The sequence below is a fragment of the Chroococcidiopsis sp. CCNUC1 genome, from assembly GCF_023546805.1.
Taxonomy (GTDB): Bacteria; Cyanobacteriota; Cyanobacteriia; order Cyanobacteriales; family Chroococcidiopsidaceae; genus Chroococcidiopsis; species Chroococcidiopsis thermalis.
In genome coordinates this window covers 3029335-3049097 of the sequence record NZ_CP097480.1, presented here as the reverse complement: position 1 = coordinate 3049097, position 19763 = coordinate 3029335, and the positions used below count along the sequence as shown (strand labels likewise).

General features: G+C 44.2%; 22 protein-coding genes and 1 pseudogene. 8 read left to right on the top strand and 15 right to left on the bottom strand.

Translation table 11 applies throughout. The annotated features are described in order from the left end of the window. Positions 1–34: 34 nt before the first annotated feature. The 6 genes from M5J74_RS14250 to M5J74_RS14230 all read right to left on the bottom strand — a co-directional run bounded on the left by M5J74_RS14250 (position 35) and on the right by M5J74_RS14230 (position 4154). Positions 35–1315, bottom strand: coding sequence for a DUF2254 domain-containing protein (locus tag M5J74_RS14250; protein WP_371934042.1), 1281 nt, complete (start codon positions 1313–1315; stop codon positions 35–37). Then, positions 1276–1383 (bottom strand): hypothetical protein, encoded by a 108-nt coding sequence (locus M5J74_RS33450; RefSeq protein ID WP_342669322.1) that lies wholly within the window; start codon positions 1381–1383, stop codon positions 1276–1278. The genes M5J74_RS14250 and M5J74_RS33450 overlap by 40 nt, the downstream gene beginning before the upstream one ends. After that, on the bottom strand, positions 1349–1678 hold the full coding sequence (locus M5J74_RS14245) for a hypothetical protein (protein WP_250017034.1): 330 nt from the start codon (positions 1676–1678) through the stop codon (positions 1349–1351). Before M5J74_RS14245 ends, M5J74_RS33450 begins: the two co-directional genes overlap by 35 nt. 9 nt (positions 1679–1687) lie before the next feature. Then, positions 1688–2134 (bottom strand): hypothetical protein, encoded by a 447-nt coding sequence (locus M5J74_RS14240; protein ID WP_250017033.1) that lies wholly within the window; start codon positions 2132–2134, stop codon positions 1688–1690. Between the two features lie 2 nt (positions 2135–2136). After that, complete coding sequence (locus M5J74_RS14235) at positions 2137–3291, bottom strand: hypothetical protein (protein WP_250017032.1); 1155 nt, start codon at positions 3289–3291, stop codon at positions 2137–2139. A 140-nt stretch (positions 3292–3431) separates the two neighbouring features. Then, a complete protein-coding gene (locus M5J74_RS14230; RefSeq protein ID WP_106547683.1) occupies positions 3432–4154 on the bottom strand; it encodes a signal transduction histidine kinase LytS in 723 nt (240 codons plus the stop codon). Between the two features lie 17 nt (positions 4155–4171). Here M5J74_RS14230 and M5J74_RS14225 point away from each other — a divergent pair, with 17 nt between their 5' ends. From M5J74_RS14225 to M5J74_RS14210, 4 genes are all read left to right on the top strand, one after another. Beyond that, complete coding sequence (locus tag M5J74_RS14225) at positions 4172–4324, top strand: hypothetical protein (RefSeq protein ID WP_181824330.1); 153 nt, start codon at positions 4172–4174, stop codon at positions 4322–4324. Positions 4325–4971: 647 nt separating this feature from the next. Further along, a complete protein-coding gene (locus M5J74_RS14220; protein WP_250017030.1) occupies positions 4972–7392 on the top strand; it encodes a DEAD/DEAH box helicase family protein in 2421 nt (806 codons plus the stop codon). Between the two features lie 55 nt (positions 7393–7447). Further along, entirely contained in the window at positions 7448–7615 is a 168-nt protein-coding gene (locus M5J74_RS14215; protein WP_250017028.1) for a hypothetical protein, read from the top strand. After that, complete coding sequence (locus M5J74_RS14210; RefSeq protein WP_106166249.1) at positions 7600–7938, top strand: XisI protein; 339 nt, start codon at positions 7600–7602, stop codon at positions 7936–7938. Before M5J74_RS14215 ends, M5J74_RS14210 begins: the two co-directional genes overlap by 16 nt. 24 nt (positions 7939–7962) lie before the next feature. Here the strand turns inward: M5J74_RS14210 and M5J74_RS14205 are convergent, their stop codons facing one another. Next, complete coding sequence (locus M5J74_RS14205) at positions 7963–8502, bottom strand: DOMON-like domain-containing protein (RefSeq protein ID WP_250017027.1); 540 nt, start codon at positions 8500–8502, stop codon at positions 7963–7965. Beyond that, positions 8499–9637: pseudogene (locus M5J74_RS33445) on the bottom strand (phosphotransferase enzyme family protein). Before M5J74_RS33445 ends, M5J74_RS14205 begins: the two are co-directional and overlap by 4 nt. Before the next feature lie 222 nt (positions 9638–9859). Here M5J74_RS33445 and M5J74_RS14195 point away from each other — a divergent pair. Then, positions 9860–10522 (top strand): NUDIX hydrolase, encoded by a 663-nt coding sequence (locus M5J74_RS14195; protein WP_250017025.1) that lies wholly within the window; start codon positions 9860–9862, stop codon positions 10520–10522. A 93-nt stretch (positions 10523–10615) separates the two neighbouring features. Here the strand turns inward: M5J74_RS14195 and M5J74_RS14190 are convergent, their stop codons facing one another. Both M5J74_RS14190 and ald read right to left on the bottom strand, forming a co-directional pair. After that, positions 10616–11488 carry an MBL fold metallo-hydrolase gene (locus M5J74_RS14190; RefSeq protein ID WP_250017023.1) on the bottom strand — a complete coding sequence of 291 codons (873 nt, stop codon included), beginning with the start codon at positions 11486–11488 and terminating at the stop codon, positions 10616–10618. A gap of 316 nt (positions 11489–11804) precedes the next feature. After that, the gene (ald, locus tag M5J74_RS14185; protein ID WP_015154742.1) at positions 11805–12896 is read right to left on the bottom strand and encodes an alanine dehydrogenase; all 1092 of its coding nucleotides are present in this window, start codon (positions 12894–12896) and stop codon (positions 11805–11807) included. Between the two features lie 50 nt (positions 12897–12946). On the opposite strand from ald, the gene M5J74_RS14180 reads away from it, so the two are divergent. From M5J74_RS14180 to M5J74_RS14170, 3 genes are all read left to right on the top strand, one after another. Continuing rightward, the gene (locus tag M5J74_RS14180; RefSeq protein ID WP_146138866.1) at positions 12947–13144 is read left to right on the top strand and encodes a hypothetical protein; all 198 of its coding nucleotides are present in this window, start codon (positions 12947–12949) and stop codon (positions 13142–13144) included. Between the two features lie 152 nt (positions 13145–13296). Continuing rightward, positions 13297–13470, top strand: a complete 174-nt coding sequence (locus M5J74_RS14175; RefSeq protein WP_015154741.1) for a chlorophyll a/b-binding protein — start codon at positions 13297–13299, stop codon at positions 13468–13470. Positions 13471–13657: 187 nt separating this feature from the next. Then, on the top strand, positions 13658–13957 hold the full coding sequence (locus M5J74_RS14170; protein WP_015154740.1) for a hypothetical protein: 300 nt from the start codon (positions 13658–13660) through the stop codon (positions 13955–13957). An 83-nt stretch (positions 13958–14040) separates the two neighbouring features. Here the strand turns inward: M5J74_RS14170 and M5J74_RS14165 are convergent, their stop codons facing one another. The 5 genes from M5J74_RS14165 to M5J74_RS14145 form a co-directional block, all read right to left on the bottom strand. Beyond that, complete coding sequence (locus M5J74_RS14165) at positions 14041–14628, bottom strand: TetR/AcrR family transcriptional regulator (protein ID WP_250017022.1); 588 nt, start codon at positions 14626–14628, stop codon at positions 14041–14043. Between the two features lie 95 nt (positions 14629–14723). Then, entirely contained in the window at positions 14724–15593 is an 870-nt protein-coding gene (locus tag M5J74_RS14160; RefSeq protein ID WP_015154738.1) for an ABC transporter ATP-binding protein, read from the bottom strand. A 112-nt stretch (positions 15594–15705) separates the two neighbouring features. Then, entirely contained in the window at positions 15706–16542 is an 837-nt protein-coding gene (gene ntrB, locus M5J74_RS14155; protein ID WP_250017021.1) for a nitrate ABC transporter permease, read from the bottom strand. Positions 16543–16550: 8 nt separating this feature from the next. Beyond that, positions 16551–18152, bottom strand: coding sequence for a CmpA/NrtA family ABC transporter substrate-binding protein (locus M5J74_RS14150; RefSeq protein WP_106169485.1), 1602 nt, complete (start codon positions 18150–18152; stop codon positions 16551–16553). A gap of 258 nt (positions 18153–18410) precedes the next feature. Further along, the gene (locus M5J74_RS14145; protein WP_250017020.1) at positions 18411–19565 is read right to left on the bottom strand and encodes an acyl-CoA dehydrogenase family protein; all 1155 of its coding nucleotides are present in this window, start codon (positions 19563–19565) and stop codon (positions 18411–18413) included. Positions 19566–19763: the final 198 nt, after the last annotated feature.

Sequence of the window (19763 nt, the reverse complement as noted above, 5' to 3'; positions counted from 1 at the left end):
AATGCAGACAATGACGCTCGAAATAGCAACGTGCTTATCCCGATCGAAGTGATTTTTCCACTACTAAGTATTGCTCATCGATATCTTGTTTATCCAACTTATCCGATACGTTCTCGTAGCTATCGCGTTTAATCGCCGCCGCATGACGCAGCAACACTGCACGGTCTTTGCGATCGCAGGTATATTCAGCTATGGTGGCGATCGCTTCTAGCAAGCGAATTATCACTGCCACATCTTGTTTACCATACTGGCGAATTTGGTTAAAAGCAGCATCGACTAGACCTTCAAACGTGACTGGCTCAGCAATGACGCGCAACTCGTGCCGTTCGTCGTAGCGGTAAGGAGAGGGAAACTGACGCTGAACCAAGCGAGATAGCCCTGCACTCAGTTGGTCGATACACCGGATTGCGGTAAACGGATCGTTGACAGAGGGAGAAATGGCGCGTAAAGTAATTTCTACTAATTGGTTGATGGGAAACTCTACATCCTGCTGTTCGGTGCGTTGTTTACCTAAAATAAAGGCATCGTTAATTTTATTGGTTAATTGGCGATTTACCCGCTCTGGAGGATATGCCGTGACTAATGCCTGGTCTTTTACGACAAATTTTCCTGGGCGATAGTTGATGCGTAGCAATAGCCGCTCCCGACAGGCAATTTTCATTAATTCTTCGTCGTCGATCGCTTGCACGTAGCCACTGTTATTCGCTTTAATTTTGCAGGCTTCGGTATCAAAATTATCTGGAATTTCTGTTAGTGGTTGTTTGAATTCCGGCTGGTTAACACCAATATGTTCGGGAAATAAGCGATCGACTGCGCGGTCTAGATCGGCTCCAGCTTCAGAAATAACGTGCGATGCTTGAATAATTGTCGAGGCATGATGGATGAAGTAAATTAACATCCCGATACTAACTAATGCTAGCCCTGTAGCAACTGTAATCGAGATTTGCGGTATGAAGCGATCGTAATCATCTCCATCGCCGCGAATCGTTCGCAGCACCAGCAAGCAGTAAATAAATGTGGCAATAAACGTGCCGAGAACCACCTGATTGCCAGTGTCTTGCATGAAGTTACGCAGCAATCGCGGTCCAAAATTGGCAGCAGCTAGTTGAAGTGCGACAATCGTAATCGAAAAAGCGGTTGCCGCAACTGTAATCATCGAACCAGAAACAGCTGAAAGTACCTCTCGCGCTCCATCTGTGCTACCAACGTAAATCCAACCCCAACTTTCTAGAGGTCCATAATAGCCTTCGCGATCGAGCGTTAGCATCGTCACTGCTAAGGCGATTGTGCTACCAGGGAAGTCATTTCTAAAAATGGCAAACGGTGAGAATTTACCCAAAATCTCACCTCAATATTGACTGTACTCGCTCCTAGTTCGCGCACAAAAATGTCTGGCTGGGGTTCTGCTTCGACTCCGGCAACTCCCAAAACGGCAGCAAAAATACACTAAACGACTGACCAAAATTTTAGAGTTGCGATCCACTTCCCAACGTTGCGCCCCTACCAAAGTCAGACGACGCAAGCTAGCAGCAATCAACCAAGCAACAGCGATCGCTAGCAAAGCTCCCAAAAAGGCAGGTAAATTGTCGATCGCATCCCGCTGAAACTGTCGTAAAGTAATCCAAAGCCGTTGTCCGACATCAATCGCTAATGGCGGACGCTCGAACGCTTGATTCAACTCTGCTGCCTACTGCTGCGCCAGCTTGTCTACAGGCAGATTAAAATCTTGGGCATCCTGTTGCGTTACGGTCATCAATACCCGATTATTCACCTGCAAGGTGGCAATACCTCTTCCAGGATCGGGAACAACGGTGACGGCGCTGCCAGTTTGTGACTGCGCCAAAATACCAGCAATGCGCCGATTTACAATTTGCGCTCGTTCGGTGGCGCTAAGTTCGCCCAAACTGCCAATTTGAAACACGGGCTGTCCTCTGACAATAACATCGGCAAAAAACAGCCCGTCGCTAGGAATTTCTTCTGGAGTGCTGGTTTGGGGGGTGACAGGTAAAGGAGAAATTTCCTCCTGCACTAATCCTTTGCTGGCTGGTAAAAGTAGAAAAATTGCGATCGCGATCGCAGTTGGAATGTTACGGGTGATGATGGAACGATTACCTGGTAAAAACAGAGTTGGCATTTCTAATAACGCAACACCGCAGCTAAAGAATTATTCCCAGGCACTTGCTCTGGCTCTACTGCATATACCGTACCGCCGTTAAAAAGTGTATGTAAAGCCGCTAAATCCATCAAGTCCTCATCCCCAGGCTGATGTTCTTCGTGTAACTCTACCTCGCTGGTATCGGGATGAAAGCGTCCCCACTTTTGCAACCCTACGGGAACAAACAAAGACTCAACTCGTTGGTAATAAGCAGAAGGAACGACTTCCCGAATGTTAGTTGCAGTTTTTCCCGTTCCGGCTAGTTCTTGATAACGGGCTGCGGTTTCTTGTTGCGATCGCTCGAAATGAGGCTGGACGATCTCCCACGCCTGTGCGTGTAATTCCTCTGCTTTGAGTTGGTCTGGATTTCCGGTCACGCCTTCATCGAGCAAGTAGGGATATGTGTTTGCCTGCTGATAAATTGGCAAGAGATAGTCAACACCTGCTAAAACTAAAGGCGATCGCCGATCTTTGAGCAATTCCTGCAAACCACTATCTACCTTGCGGAAGTAGCGCAGGATGTTTTCTTTTTGGTCGTCATTGCCAGCACCTTGACCGTGAAACATGGCAGCGCGATCGCCTCCTTGCCCTCCAGATGTCCCTGTATGGAACTGGAGGCTCTTTTCGGGGTCGTCGTACCGCAATGCCTCAGCAATACTAGTTGGCACGTCCTCTAACTCAATTTCGCTGACGCTGTAGCGCGTCCCTTGGAATAATCTCACTTGGTTTTGACTCAGTGCCAAGATGTAGAATTGTCCATCACCTGAAAGTAAAGGTAATATGGGCTTGAAGTGAAAGCGATCGGTGACTACTACAAGTTCGTCAAAATTGAGCGGCAAGCAGTAGTAACCAAACATATCTGCCGAGATGAAAATTGCCAGTCCATCACTCTGATGTTGCCAAAACTGGAAATCATCGAGCTGTTGCGCTCTTGCGAGTAAATCTCTGGCATCTTGCGCCCGCATTCCAGTGGCAATCAATTTTTCTTCTGCTTGGCGCATCAGATTCTTGAATCGAATCGGGTCTTGTTGCGTCTGCGTCCCCAGCTTATGAGTTGGCATGTAAATGGAAACGCAAGTCCCCGATTTATCAGATGCCAAAGTCAATAGCTCGTCAACTGAAATTAGTGAATTCATCTTTCCCCAAAATTGCGATCGAGCTGTAAATTTTACGTAGATGTAAATTGGTTGAGTTCGTGTAGAGACGCTATACGTAACGTCTCTACTTGAGATTGGTGCAGAACGAGAAGGCTAAATCTTAGCAGTAGAGATTTAAACTATCGAATCTCTTCACGTCGATCGACAATCTTTACTTCTGGATCGCCCGTCGTTGTATCGATAACATCGCGATCGGTTGTGGTTCTATCTACATATCGCTGCGTATCGCGATTGACAGTGGCGGAACCAACACTAGGCTGGGAATCGGATCCCCCAGCGGCATTGTATACCTTCCACTCATGAATGCCGCGATTCCTTAAGACATTGCCAGCTCGCTCGATCTGGGCTTGAGTACCTTCTAATATCACTAGGTAGTCCCCTTGGGAAATCCGCTTGTCATAAGCTTTGGCATCTTCTTCTGGAATACCCAACCCAGTCAAAGCTCCAACTATTGCCCCTCCTGCCGCACCGATGCCAGCACCAGCTAGAGTAGCTGCGATCGTCCCGCCTGCCAAGAATGGACCTACCCCAGGAATAACTAAAGCTTCCAGACCGACGAGTAAGCCACCGATACCACCCAACGCCGTACCAGTAACAGCACCAATCCCAGCACCTTCTTGAGCTTCAGTATTACCGCGTTCCGCTTCGGTGCGATTTCTTTTCAGCTCGTCACGATCTCGAACATCAACCCCAGAGATTGCTTCGTTACGGTCTGCATCTTTAGCCAGTAGAGAAACTTTATCCATCGAGAAGCCTGATTCTCTCAGTCCATTGAGAGCTGCTTCTGCTTCGTTTCTGCTAGAAAACGTACCAACAGCACGCTTGTATTGTTGAGTTACCATTTTTTCTCCTGAAACAATTGCAATTGTGCTTTCGCGAACTTAATTTTCTCAGTGGTGGCTTTCACGCGATCGCGCTGATTCGAGCAGATTTATTGCTCAAAGCGATCGCGTTAAACAAACAGTTATCCCACCTACTTCTAGCTTCAAACCTCAATGTGACCAGAAAATGACATAAGAGCGATCGAGATTGAGATTGAGATTTGAAAAACTCCTCAATTCGAGTGAACATCTAGCTTCGTCTGAAAATGGCTTAGAGAATTTAACGAAATTTAGACTTAGGGGTGATGCAACTGCATACGTTCAATTTATTCTATTAGTAAAGTAATAAATCCTTGGTTTTATATCAGTTACAAGCATTGGATTCAAGCCAAAATCTCTTTAGTAGTTGCTGCATGACTAGTCGAAAGCTAATGAATTAGCTTCTCATTTCCACTCTTTTGGCAAAAAGTATTGGTCAGTTCGAGCGGATTTAGATTACCGAGCTTTAGGTATTGAGGTGGAAGGTGGTATCTTGTGGTTTTGGATCGGGAGCCATGTAGAGTACGACAAGTTAATCGATCGGCTATAGTCAGCGCATAACAACCGTGTTGTAGCGAACAGAACTCAGATTCTAGCGACAATCGTACAAAGATTACTAGCAGCCGCTCAACCGCACTCGTTCCTTCATTCTGCTAATTGCGATCGCGGGATCGAACACGAGTTTCAAGGTTACTTACCTCTAGATGCTCAACTGCAAACCACAACCATCGTAATTGTAGGTCTAGTTGTAGGACATCTATCAATGTGGGAATTTGGTAATGGGTAATGGGTAAAGTGTTTGTCTACGTTTGTCTACTTTAAGTCTAGCGATCGCACTAAACTTGGTGTTGATTACATGCAATTTGGGAATACTGGGATCGAGGGTGCTGAAAGGTTATCAACACTTGGACAAGCCCCAGATTTCCAACTATTTTTATGTTCCAGTATTATGCAAACTGTTCAAGTTGAGTACTCAGGTCAAATCCAAGTCAATACAGGCAAAAACCCTAGAGAACTTTACGCTCATCAAAACGAGGCAATCAAGGCATTGGATCAAAAAAATAAGCTTCCTTTTGAAGGTTTATTGGTTTTGCCTACAGGTGGTGGAAAGACCTTAACAGCCGTTCATTGGTTACTACGTAACTTTATTGATAAGCGCAAAAAAGTTTTGTGGATTGCTCATCGACATGAGTTACTCGATCAAGCATTGGAAACATTAAAATTTAGTGCTTATTCCTCGTTATTGAACGATATCGAAAAATTTAGATACCGCGTGATTTCCGGTCATCCTAAGCACGATCGCCCTGTCAACATCAAACCAACTGACGATATTATCATTGCTAGCAAAGATAGTCTCAATAGTGGACTGGATTATCTTATAAATAATTGGGTTAAACACTCTGATACAATCCTCTTGGTAGTTGATGAAGCACATCACGCGACAGCAAAAACCTATCGCAAATTAATTGATAGCATTAAGCAGAACTTTAAAGATAGAGGGAGAACAGATGGCTTTAGAATGCTGGGATTGACAGCAACCCCATTCAGAACGGATAAAGGCGAACAAGGTTTACTTAAGAAAGTCTTTCCTGACGACATCATCTTTTCAGAACATTTAAGGACACTCATTACAAGAGGAATTCTTGCTGAACCAATTTTTGAGAATTTAGAAACAGAACTAGACTTTTATCGTGAACTAACTGACAAAGATATAAAAGCAATTGAGAATTTTGATAAATTACCTACGAAGATAGCTGAAAGAATCGCAATGTCTAGCATCCGCAATAAACGGATTGTTGATTGTTACATTGAAAATAGAGAAAAGTACAAACCACTCTTAGTTTTTGCAGTTGATGTTCAACATGCAATTGAATTGAACGGCTTATTTAAAAACCGAGATATACATTCTGACTTTATAGTAGCAAAAATTATAGATGAAAAGACAGGAGCTACAGTTTCTCCCAAGGAAAACTCAGAGAAAATCAAGAGATTTAGAGCAGGAGAGCTTGAAGTTCTTATCAATGTAGAAATGTTGGTTGAGGGAACTGACTTGCCAAATGTTCAAACTGTTTTTCTAACGCGCCCAACTACTTCTACAATTTTAATGACTCAAATGATTGGTAGAGGTTTGCGCGGACAAACAGCAGGAGGTACAGAAAAAGCCTATGTTGTAAGTTTTATTGATAATTGGGAGGATAAGATTAACTGGGTTAACCCTGAGAAACTGATTGACATACCAGGTGTAGAATTTGTTGACAGAGACATCGAGACAATGAAAAGAATTGCTCGACTTATCTCAATTGAGAAAATTGAAGAGTTTGCTCGTATGATGGATGATTCCATCGATACTACTGTTTTAGAAAAATTAGATTTTCTAAAGCGAGTTCCTGTTGGTATTTATCGCTTCTCTATTCTTGAGCCTTCTGAATTCGATGAGCCTGTGTCCAGAAACTATGACGTGCTTTTATATAGCGATACTGAAGAAGCTTACGATAGTTTCGTCAATGACCTAGAGGCTATATTTAAAAGCATTGATATTGAAAATAGAGAAATATTAACTGAAGAAGAATTAAAATATTTGCTAGAACTTACAAAAGAGCTTTATTTCCCCGATTATCCTTTCCTACTTGGTTATAGAGATGCTGATGTTGAGAATATTTTGCGTTTCTATGCTCAGAAACAAATGGAACCAGAGTTTATTGCATTTAGCGAACGTAGAAAGTGCGATGTATCAATTGTGGCAAGGCACATCTATGAGAATGATTTAACGCTTAAGCAAGTAACTGAGTATCTCACTTCATTGTGGAACGATAGCAAATCTTTTTGGCAAGTTTTATTTGGATACAATTATCTTTATTTTAAAAAACAAGTAGACATTGAAATTAATAAGCTAATTGGAGCCTACCCCGATCTCATAGTCACTCCCCCGATTATAATTCCTGACACAGTTCCACTGGAAAGTCTTTCACTTATTGGAATTCGAGAAAAAGATCCAGCCGAGTACCGAGATATTAAGGATGCTGTTTTTGCTAAATACACAGATGCAAAAGGATTCATTACCTGTGCAATTAGTGGGTTTAAGAGCCAGATGAGAAGGGATTTTCAAGTAGATCATATTATACCAATGTCAAAGGGTGGTTTAACCACATTGGAGAATCTTCAAGTGCTTTCCCGTAAAGCACACGCAGAAAAAACTCGGTTAGAAAATCTAAAGAGATAGTAGATTGTATGCCTTGAGTGAACTTGCATCATGACAAGCACTCTGTAGCGGACGGTTGAAATTCATTGGTAAGAATGCCAAAATTATCTACCGTCGCTCAACAGACTTGTTATCCCACTTAGTTCTCTGTGGGGTAGGACAAGTATTACTCAAAAATCAGACTGTTAAGTTAATTGTCTTTGATGCTGAAAATGAGGCGATCGCGCAATGGATACCCAGTTAAAATACCGAAGCATCATTAAGAATATTCTCAAAAATCATGCTGACTATCGTGCAACTCTACCTGATGGTTATACCTCTCAAGTTATATTTGATGATGAACGAGGGCAATATCTAGTTCTGGATATAGGCTGGAACGGCGATAAATATCTCCACGCAACACCTATTCATCTGAGTTTAATTGGTGATAAAGTCTGGGTGCAGTACGATGACACGGAAGAAGGCGTAGTCACCGATCTAATGGAAGCAGGTATTCCTAGAGAGAGTATAGTGCTTGGATTTCGACATCCAAAAGTACGACAGCATACAGGTTTTGCTGTGGCATGACGATCGCAAGTAGCGATCCATGAGTCACAATTTAATAGTAAAACTGTCACGTTGATGAAAATCGGCTTGCGTACCGCAATGAGTTAATGCCCAATATGTCGTTTCACCAGCTTTTGACTGAATCACAGACGCGATCGCAATTTCTATTTTCTGCTCTATTTCTACAATTTTATCTAAATTGAGTTCGAGATTCAACAATAAATAATTGGGTCGATTATGCACGACAAATGGTAGTGATGTAAAGGCTGTTTCTGGTTGCATTCCTTGACGATAATCTTCAAAATGATAGATGTTCCAGTTTCCAGAAGGTGAAAGGTTAAATTCCCAATATTGGGAAGAATTTTCAATTCCAAGAAAAAACTCTAAGCACGTTTGCTGCCATAATTCGTCTTTACGAGCAGGCGAATCTGTTACTGCTGGAATGGCTAATTCTACCAACTGTCCCAAAATCTGGTATTGGATAGTAAGTTTATTGAATTGCCGATCTACAATACCTGAGATTTCAAGCTGAAGCGGTGGATTATCAGAGGGGAATGGCTTCAGAAAAAAAGTGCGATCGCTCATTTTAAACCTTGTTTTAAATCTCGCACGATCGCGCAAATAGGCGATTGTTGAGTTTCAATACTTTGAGTCAGCTGAAATTGTACCAGTGCCCTGACCAAATTATGTTCTGCATATTTCACCTTAGAGAAGTGAACGTTACCTACTAAATAGTCGGTAAAAAACCGCAATCCTAATTCAAAAGCTAACAATCGGATTGAGTCGTATATATATTCGTAATCTTTTTCAGTTAAAAAGTTTTTTGCTTGTGAAATATAGCCTTGTAAAATAGATTGGGCGAGTTCTGTTTCAAATCGTACTTCTTGCCATTGTTGAGTTTCTTCACCCAAAGAATTACAACTCGATCGCAGGCAATCACCGATATCGTAGTGGATTAAACCAGGCATGAGTGTATCGAGATCGATAACACTGACGGCTCGTCCTGTATTGGTGTCAAACAGAACGTTATTAATTTTAGGATCGCCATGCATTAAACGCAAAGGTAATTCTCCGCTGATTTTTGCATCTTCTAAAACACTTACCCAATTTCTACGAGTTTGAATAAACTGCAAACAAAAATCTATTTCAGAGGATTTGCTTTTGTCATGTTTTGCCAGCGCTGCATCATATTGTTGAAGGTAGCGCGGTGTAATGTGAAATCCTTCCAGCGTGACAGCTAGCTTTTCAGGGGTAAATCGCTGATGAGATTATGAAACGTACCAAGGGCGTAACCAGCCTCTCTAGCGCGATCGCAATCTGTAATAGTGTCAAAAGATTGTGCGGCTTCGATAAAGCTAATTGCGCGCCAGAATGCTCCTTCAGCATTCATCCAATATTCCCGATTATCCTGCGTTAGGATGACGCTCGGTATTTCCCAACGGCGATCGCTACTCCAATCTTGCAAGCGCTGGGTCGCATGGTCGGTAAAGACGCGCACATTCTGCATTACCAGTTCTGGCTGGCGAAATACATGCGTGTTAATGCGTTGTAGAATAACGTGTTTTTGAGTTGAGTTTCTCAGCGTGACGAGAAAAGTATCGTTGATATTACCATTACCAAAAGCTTGAATCTCTACAATTTGACCTTCTACGTCAAATTGGCTGGCGATCGCCACCAGATTATCTATAGTTTTGCTTTTTAGATCGATCTCTTTTATCATATGTGTTCCGATTGTTGGTGCGTTTCGCTTATCGGTCGAATCACACCATTTGCCTTGCACTAAGACAAGCTGACAACCGGATATTATGCATCTATCTATAGGCTGAAGCAGGTAGCTTTTACTAAACTTTGCAATGTCAGTTAATAGGGAGCAGGAGCAGGGGGACAAGGAAGCAGGGGGTAGAGCAACAATTGTCAACCATCAACTAACAACCAACGATTAATGACCAATGAGAAACAATTAACTACAGACAGGATTATGGGTTCCCCAGAATATAAATGGCTGGAATGGGCAAAAAAGCTAGAGGCGATCGCGCAAACTGGTTTGACTTATACCGAAGGAGTGTTTGACAGAGAACGCTACAAATCCCTACGGGCGATCGCGGTGGAAATTATGGCAACTTATAGTCATGTCGAGCCTAGCTACGTTCTCGATTTATTTTCTCAAGAGGTTGGTTATGCTACCCCAAAAGTAGACGTGCGGGCGGCGGTTTTCCAAGAAGATAAGTTATTACTGGTAAAGGAAAAAGTAGATGGTTGTTGGTCGCTACCAGGAGGTTATGCTGACATAGGCAACTCTCCTAGTGAAGTTGTGGTGCGCGAAGTTCAGGAAGAATCAGGATATCTCACCCGCGCTGTCAAATTACTTGCTGTCTACGATCGCGATAAGCAGGGACATCCACCTTTCCCTTATGCTGTTTACAAGTTACATTTCTTATGCGAACTTATTGGTGGTTCTCCATCATCTAGCATTGAAACTGACGAGGTAGCTTTTTTTGGCGAAGATGAAATTCCTCCCTTGTCTTTGACACGGGTAATGCCTACTCAAATTACTAAAATTTTCCACTACCATCGCCATCCAGATTTACCAACTTATTTTGATTAACCTCGATGTAGAGACGTTACATGTGTAGAGGCGTTACATGTAACGCCTCTACACTGTCTTATTTTGCTCTAGTCACCAGTCACCAGTCACTAGTCACTGTTGTTCCATCCACTCAATACCTTCTTTGACTTTATGCCGCATTGTTGCTGCATCTGCATGATAGCGGCGACCGTGACCGGGTAATACCCATTCAAAAGAGTAATCTAACAAGCGATAGGTAGACTTAATCAGTTCTGACCAAGAATACCAGCAGACACCTGGAAAACCTGCTAATATTTGGTCGTCATCATCCCAAGCGATATGATCGCCTGTAAATAGAAACGTGTCTTTGTAGAGTAAAACTGTATGCCCTTTGGTATGACCAGGAACGGGAATAACTAACAAATCGGGCGCTAATCGATCGGGTTCTGTACCAGCAATCTTAATTTCTACGTTGCGCGTACTGCTAGAAATTTCGTCTGTATGAATAACGCGATCGCAACCAAAACGATCGTGATATTTTTGATGATCGGCAACATCATCGCGGTGGGTGAGATAGATATACCGAATTCCCCCCATTTCTTCGATTCGTTTTACCAACGGCGGCGTAAAACGGGGCGAATCTACTAATACGTTGCCCTCTGGACGCACAATCAAATAACTCGCTGCCCCATAGGAATTTTCAGCATGATAGCCGCAGTGATAGACATTTTCAGCTACTAAAATTGGAAAACTTTCTTGTGCAGATTTGATATCTTTTGGCTTTTCTACCGTACCAATTGAACTGGTAGGACAAGCAAGTAAAGCTTGTAGCGCCTTCAGTCTTTCTGTTTCATTTGTTGGTTGATGGAAAACAATCGATTGTTCGCCAGTACGGTTAAATACTTCTGGAGTCATCCAACGACAGGTATCGCAATCAATACAGGTGGTATCGACGTAAAAATCCCCATCTGTATTTTGAGGGCGACGCAAGTTTATATGAGCCATATCAAACCTCTTTACCTATAGCCCAATTCCTAGCTAGGTCATGGCGGTTAATTACATCATAGTCATTATGAGTATGAATTAACATTGATTTGTAGGGGCGCACAGCTGTGCGCCCTTACGAATTGATTGCGCCCCAATACATCGCAGGTTTTGATTCGATCCCCCCTAGCCCCCTTAAAAAGGGGGAATCATAGCCCCCTTTTTAAGGGGTTGGGGAGATCTCCAAGGACTATGCGCTCTAACCGAGAAGTATTGGATTGCGCCTTACAAATTGATTGTGCCTTTACGAATCGATCGCGATCGCGGAAAATTGCTACTAACTGACCAAATCAGGAAACACCTGCTGCACGGCGGGATGGACTAGGCGATGATTTTGCACGTTAACACCAGCCGCTAAGAAAGGATTAACTTCCACAGCTTTCAGACCCAAATTTGCCAATTGCAACACGTATGGTAGGGTACTGTTATTTAATGCCTGAGTTGCCGTCCAAGGGACAGCCCCAGGCATGTTAGGAACACCATAGTGGACGACTCCCTCTTCTACATAAACTGGGTTGGTGTGAGAAGTTGGGCGTAAGGTTTCAATACAACCGCCTTGATCGACAGCAACATCTACAATCACCGCACCAGGATGCATTTGTTTGACTAAGTTGCGCGAGACGAGAATTGGCGCTTTACGTCCAGGGACTAAGACAGCACCGATGAGTAAGTCAGCTTGAGAGACAACAGCTTCAATCTGAGCGGAATTACTGTAAAGCAGCTCTACTCTAGAACCAAATATAGTTTCTAAGTAGGATAGGCGATCGACGTTGACATCTAAAATTTGTACGGCTGCACCCATTCCAACGGCAATTCGCGCCGCTTCCGTACCGACAACACCACCACCCAAAATGACAACTTTACCAGGTCTTACGCCTGGTACGCCGCCTAAAAGAACGCCCCGTCCCCCCTGCTGGCGTTCGAGAAACCGAGCGCCAAACTGCACCGAAAGGCGACCAGCAATAACACTCATGGGAGTGAGTAAAGGAAGTTTATTATTACCAGGTTGTTCTACAGTTTCGTATGCGATCGCCGTTACGCCACAATCAATTAAATGTTCGGTCAAAGCGCGATCGGCTGCTAGATGCAAGTAGGTAAATAATAATTGCTCTTTTTGCAAAAATTTATATTCCGGCTGGAGTGGTTCTTTCACCTTCACCACTAATTCTCGATTCCATGCAGCTTCTGGAGTGGAAACGATCTGCGCTCCGGCGAGCTTATAGTCTGTATCGGTAAAGCCAGCCCCCGTTCCAGCTTCAGTTTCAACAAAGATAGCGTGACCGTTTTCGTGCAGTACTCGCACGCTAGAAGGACTTAAACCCACCCGAAATTCTTGGTCTTTTGTTTCTTTGGGAACGCCTATTTCCATGTGCTTTTCTTTTTGCTTTTCTTTTGGTTGGATACTCCTATATCTAGCTTATGCTTGACAACTCTCATCTTGTGTGTAAAACATTGCGATCGGCTTTTTCAGTTGTCAGGAAGCAGGGAGCAGAGGAAGCGCAAGGTCGCGCTTGGGAGAATTTAATTCCGAATTCCGAATTCTCCTCACGCACCACTCACCACTCAACTACCAACTACCCATTACCCATTCCAAACTCTAAGTTACGATTTTCTTAACACTAGCTTGCAGAAAAAAGTGTCAAAATATATGTAATATGGTTAAAAATTGTAAACAAACATCGCGCTAGCTTCTCCAGAAGTTGTTAGACTTTCGAGGCTATTATCAACCGTGAGCTTTAGTAAATTCGTGTAATTCAAAGGATAAAAACATGACTGCCCAACCTCAACCAACAACTACACCTAGACTAGAAGAACCGAAGTTTGGCTTCAATGAGTATGCCGAGCGTTTGAACGGACGAGCGGCGATGATCGGTTTTTTATTGATGGTGGCGATCGAAGTTGTTACCGGACACGGCGTACTAGCTTGGCTGGGCTTGAAATGATTATCTAGCAGAAGTGCCGCTTGTATTGCTAGATATAGCGTTGACAGCAATAAGTTATGTGGGTGAGGTATATTGGTAGTACCTACAGAGCAAGATAGTACCTTAAAATACAAGCGGCTTTGAGCAGTAGGTCTTAGAATTATATCCAATCTGAGATAATAGCTGAAATAAAAGTAACCATATTGAAATGAACGCCGCACTACCTAGATTTTTGAAGTCAGCATATAGGAAAGAGCCGCTACCTGCCTTTTTGATCACGATTGGGGTAGTTAATGCAGTTATCGGCGGGTTTGGCGATCGCTGGTCGCTATTCACGCTCGGATTGGGAACTGTAGGAGTTGCGATCGCCCTCCGATGGTGGATAATTTCGCAGAAGCGACAGCCAGAAGCACCTCAACCCGTGGCTCAGCATTACTTACCCTACCACTCTTCTAATTCAGAACTACCACCATTATCTGCACCCAAGCAGAGAAGACGCAGGGAATAAGTCAAAAGTTAAAAGTCAAAAGTCAAAAGTCAAAATTTACCTCTTGTCTCTCGCCTGGCTCACTGACCACTGATAACTAGTCACTATTTAAGTGCTGCTTTTAACATTTGCCGCACGTTGTCAAAACCACGTTGTAGGCGATTGGGATGATTGTATAAGCGTCCTAACAATAAAGTGCCTTCGATCGCATTCATCAGTTGTTCGGCTAAATTATCGGGATCGATATCAGAACATAACTGAGTTTGTCCTTGACGCAGTAATTGAGCGATCGCGAAATGCCATTGGTCAAACACCTGGATCAGATGTGTTTGAAATGATGTATCATATTTTGCTAAATCGACAATTAAGTTACCTAAGAAACAGCCGCCACAATCTGGTTCGGTAAGGTGTTTTGCTTCTAGGCGGTCGATTATCCACACCAGTTGTGCGATCGGATCGCTAGTATGTTCGGCAGCAGGCTTGATGATATGAGTCTTAATTTGCTGCCACTTATAATCAATCAGAGCGTGGGCTAATTCATCTTTCGACTGAAAGTAATTGTAAAAACTTCCAGATGAAGTACCGCTGACGCTAAATAATTCTTTGAGTCCCGTAGATTGAAACCCTTGATGATGAATCAGATCTAAAACCGAGGCTAAAATATCTTCGCGAGTCCGTTTCAGGTTAACCATTTAATCAGTTATCAGTTATCAGTTATCAGTTGTCGGTTACTTACGACTTACGCTTCTCCCTTGTCCCCCTTGTCTCCCTTGTCGTTGTCATAAACCTACACCCGCAACTCCTCAACAGCGCGGGTTTCGCGAGATAGGTGTAATTCTAGTTCGGCTTTGAGTTCGTGATAGGCAGGGTAGCGATCCAGACTTTCGCGCTTGCGGGGACGGGGGAAGGGAATATCGAGTACTTCGACAATTTGAGCGGCGGGACCCCGACTCATCATTACGATTTGATCTGATAGTAACAAAGCCTCTTCAATACTGTGGGTAATCAGAATTGCGGTTTTGTGTTGTTGCTCCCAAATTCGCGCAATTTCATCTTGCAAAAAACCCCGCGTTAATGCGTCTAAAGCACCAAATGGCTCATCCATCAACAGAATTTGCGGATTAATTGCCAAAGCTCTGGCGATACCGACTCTTTGCTTCATTCCTCCCGATAATTCATGGGGATGTTTCTGTTCTGCACCCCGCAACCCGACTAGATCGATATATTCGCGCACGATCTGTTTTTGCCGATCGCGAGACATCTTAGGATAAACCGTTTCAATTGCAAAGCGGATATTTTCTGCTACAGTCATCCAAGGCATCAGAGAATAATTTTGGAAAACGACACCGCGATCGGGACCTGGATGATGAATTGCTGTCCCATTCAGCATTACCACACCGCTAGTAGGTGGAGTCAAACCAGCAATAATGTTTAGTAAAGTTGATTTACCGCATCCAGAAGGACCGATAATTGAAACAAAGGTATTCGCTGAAATTTCTAAATTAATCTCAGCGATCGCAATATAATCCGGCGAAGTACGACGCAATAGCCGATCTACTAAGCTCTGTCTCCCAGGAAAGACCTTAAACACATCCTTCAGCACCAACTGAGTCGTGTCTTTAAGCGTAGGATCGAGTGTATCAGTATAGGAAATCATATTTGTAATGGGTAGTTGGTAGTTGAGAGGTGGCTGGTGGCTAGTGGCTAGTGGCTAGATTCTTTTTTTCGGTCTAGTCACCAGTCACTAGCCACTCTCTATTGGTAACTGGTCACTGACCAAAAGACACCCAACTGTGTAATAGTCCCAAGAGGCGATCGAGGAGAATTCCTACTAATCCGATAACGACGATCGCGGTAATGATGCTGGTGACATTGAGGTTGTTCCACTCGTTCCAAACAAAGCTGCCAATACCCGTACCACCGACAATCATCTCGGCGGCGACTATTACTAACCAGGAAATACCGATACTAATTCGCAATCCTGCTACGATTTGAGGTGCGGCTGCTGGTAAGATGACTTTGGCGATCGTCCGCCAGCGAGATGCTCCTAGAGTCCGTGCTACGTTGAGGTAGTCGCGAGAAACGTGGCTGACACCAAATTTGGTATTAATTAACGTGGGTGCAATGCTCGTAATTGCAATTACGAACAAGGCTGTTGCTTCAGAACTTTTGAGGATTGCTAATCCTAATGGCAACCATGCTAAAGGAGAGACGGGACGTAGCAGTTGAATAAACGGATCGACGGCTTTGGAAACGACTTCTGATAATCCGATCGCAATACCTAGAGGAATAGCGATCGCGGAACCAATGAGAAACCCGATCGTGACTCGTTGTAAACTTGCTAGTAGGTGCAACCCAATGCCCTTATCGTTGGGACCGTTATCGTAAAACGGATCGACGATCCAACTCCAAAAGTCGGCGATCGTCCGACTGGCAGCAGGCATCACAGGAGAAAATAGCTTCAATTGCACTCCCAATTCCCATACGAGTAACAACGCAGTTAGCAGTAAAAAGAATAAAATTGTGGCTTGTAAATTGGGATTTTGGAGCCAAAGATGAGCTGAGAAATGCGATCGCTGCTTGGATAATCGTCGGGAGTTGTCCACTATTACCTCTAAACCTTGAACTGTTTTTTCTGTTCTTGTAAATAGGCTTCAACTTTACCAGGGTCAAAGTCACCATTTTTCAGTTTTTCGATCCGCGTAGACTCCGCAGGTGGATTTTGTCCCAATTCTTTCGCCAGTTCCCTTGCTAAATCTGTCATATAGACTTGGGTGGCAATTTCTTCATATTTTGCCTTTTCTGTCGGCATTAAATCCCAGCGTACCATTTGAGAAGAAATCCACTTGGCAAAGCTTTTCCACGGATAGGGATCGAAGCCAATCCGATCTGGTACGTCTAGTGTTTGTCCTAAACCATTGTCAAATTTACCCGTCAGCACAGCTGTAAGAACTGGTTCCGGCTGGTTGAGATACTTGCGTTCGGACATTGCCTTGGCGACTTCCTGACGGTTTTCGGCGGCGTTGGCGTGTCCGGCGCTATCGATAATCGCTTTGTTAACGGCGCGGAAGGTATTCGGGTGGCGATCGATCCAACTTTGGCTAGCGGCAAACGCACAACACGGGTGTCCTTGCCACAGATCTTTGGTGAGTAAGTGAATGAAACCAATTTTCTCAAAGATTGCCCGTTGCCCGAAATTATCAGGCATCAGGAAAGCGTCAATTTGTCCTGCTGCCATTTTTGCGACTGAATCTGGCGGGGGAACGATTTCTAGTCTTACGTCTTTGTCTGGATTCAATCCCCCCGATGCGAGGTAGTAGCGCAGTAACAAATTATGCATCGAGTAGGGAAAAGGCAACCCGATAGTCATGCCTTTAAAATCTGCCGCAGTTTTGACTTTATCTTGATGTTTGCCGGCAACTGCGATCGATTGTCCGTTGATGTTTTCAATACTGGCAAGTCGAATCGGGAAGGCAGAAGAACCCAAACCCAAAGTCATCGCAATTGGCATCGGAGACAGCATATGATATGCATCGAGTTCGCCGGCGATCGCAGATTCTCTTACTGCTGCCCAGTTTGGCATTTTCTTCAGCGTTACGTTTAACCCATGTTTTTTAAAAAATCCCAGCGGTTCGGCGGCAACGATGGGAATCGAACAGGCGATGGGAATAAAACCAATTGTTAAATCGGTTTTTTCTAACTTACTCGTAGCTGCGGCATTTGTAGAAGTTGCGTTTGGTGCTTGCGAGTTATTGTTACTGACGCAACTTGCAGCCGTGACAACTGCGGCGGCGGCGGCAACTTTAATTAAAAAATCGCGGCGGCGAAACTTGCTTAGACGGAGTGCATCGTTAAAAAACTGGGTTGAGCGATCGCCAAAGGCAGCCGCAAAAGCCTCTTCTAATCCTCCGGCAAGCTGGATCAAATCGTAGCAGATCTGGCGTTGTCCTGGTTCGGCGCGATCGAGCATCTGGAGTACCAGAGTCTTTCTGATTTCGGCTTGAGTTAATGCCCGTGCAAACTCTAAAGTTTCTCCTGAGTAGTGTCCCATTTTACACAGGTCGTCCACCAAATCTGCTGGATCTTGGGGCATTCCTTCTAGAAATTTTTGATGATCTGCAGCGATGTGCGAACCACCACAAGGACAGTTAGCGTTAGCGGAGCTTAACGAAGTTATCGTATCTAAATAGCTAAAAGACTCTAGTAGAGCCATCATAATTTTTTGTTGTTGGTTGTTGGTTGTTGGTTATTAGTTGTTAGTTGACGGTTGACGGTTATTATCTTCCTTGTCTCCCTTGTCTCCCCCTCTCCCTTGTCTCCCCCCTCTCCCTTGTCTCCCCCTTCTCCCTTGTCTCCCCCTCTCCCTTGTCTCCCCCTCTCCCTTGTCTCCCCCCTCTCCCTTGTCTCCCCCTCTCCCTTGTCTCCCCCCTCTCCCTTGTCTCCCCCCTCTCCCTTGTCTCCTATTTTTTGACTTTTAACTTTTAACTTTTGACTTCTCCATGTCGTGTAACATTTTTTTCAACTGTTTTAATGCTGGGGTGACGATCGCGACGAAGTATGATTCGCGTAGTTTTCTTTCGGCTATTCCACCGTGTAAGTAGCCTCTTGCGCCTACATGTAGCATGGCGGCGTTTGCTGCCCGTAAGGAGAGTTCTGAGGCATCAATTCGGGCTTGAATGACTTGTTTTAGTAAGGGGCGATCGCATCCTTGTTGGCTCATCTGGGTGGCGATCGCGTAGGTTTTCTCGCGGGTCGTTGCTAGACTAGCAGCTAGGTCTTCTACTTGGTCGTCTAGAAAGCGGTTGACGTGTCCGTAGCGTTGATTTGCCCGTTCCATAATTTGGATGCAACTAGCTACTAGACCTAAGCCCATGCCAACTTGCGTCAAGATAAACCCAGGACGGATACGATTGACGTATTCTTCACAGGGGGCGGCGAGAATTAATTCATCGGGTACGAAGACATCGCGGAAGATACAGCTGTAAGTATTGCTACCCTCTAAGGCGATGAAATGGGCGTTGCAACGCAGAGTCAGTCCTGTGAGTTCGTCGGAAACGATCGCCATGAGGTAGTCATCGCTATCTGTTAGTCTTGCAGCAATGCCAAAGTGATGTCCTGCACCTAAGTTGGAAACCCAAGGTAGCATCCCGTTGAGTACGTAACCTCCAGGTTGACGTTCGGCAACCAAAGCGATTTTCTCAATTCCAGCAAAGTGTTTCATTGGGTTGGATAAACCCGTGCCACCTAAAACTTTACCTGTAGCGACTAAGGGGAGAAGGTGCTGTTTGAGGTAGGTATTGTCACTATTCTGCATGTACCAGGTGCAGGCTATCTGACACCAAGTCATAAACCCAGTACACAAGCACTCTTGGGATATAGCTTCGATCGCTTGGACTGCTGCTTTTAAGCCGTTGCCAGCACCGCCATATTCTACCGCAACCGCCTGCCGATAACCACCCAATTCCCCTACTAGGTGCATGAAGTCACGGGGATATTGTCCTTTGAGATCGATGTCTGCAACTTGCGGTGCTAATTGGGTCGCGATCGCTTTATGCAATTCTGCCAGCATGGTTTCGGGTGCTTGCGTCTTTGCTACTGCGCGATCGGATAGATTTGAAACTGCTTGCATACTAGATACTAGAATTCCTGAGCGACAACACAAACTCATGTATATTTAAATTTCTTAACATTATGACTTGCTGAGATTGGCAAGTCTGTCTTCTCAGTATCAATTTGCGCTCAATTCAGAGTAGAGACGCAATAACTTACGTATGCATCTCTACACAAATATCTGCTACCTCTGTGACTGTCCTCTGTGTTCTACTGC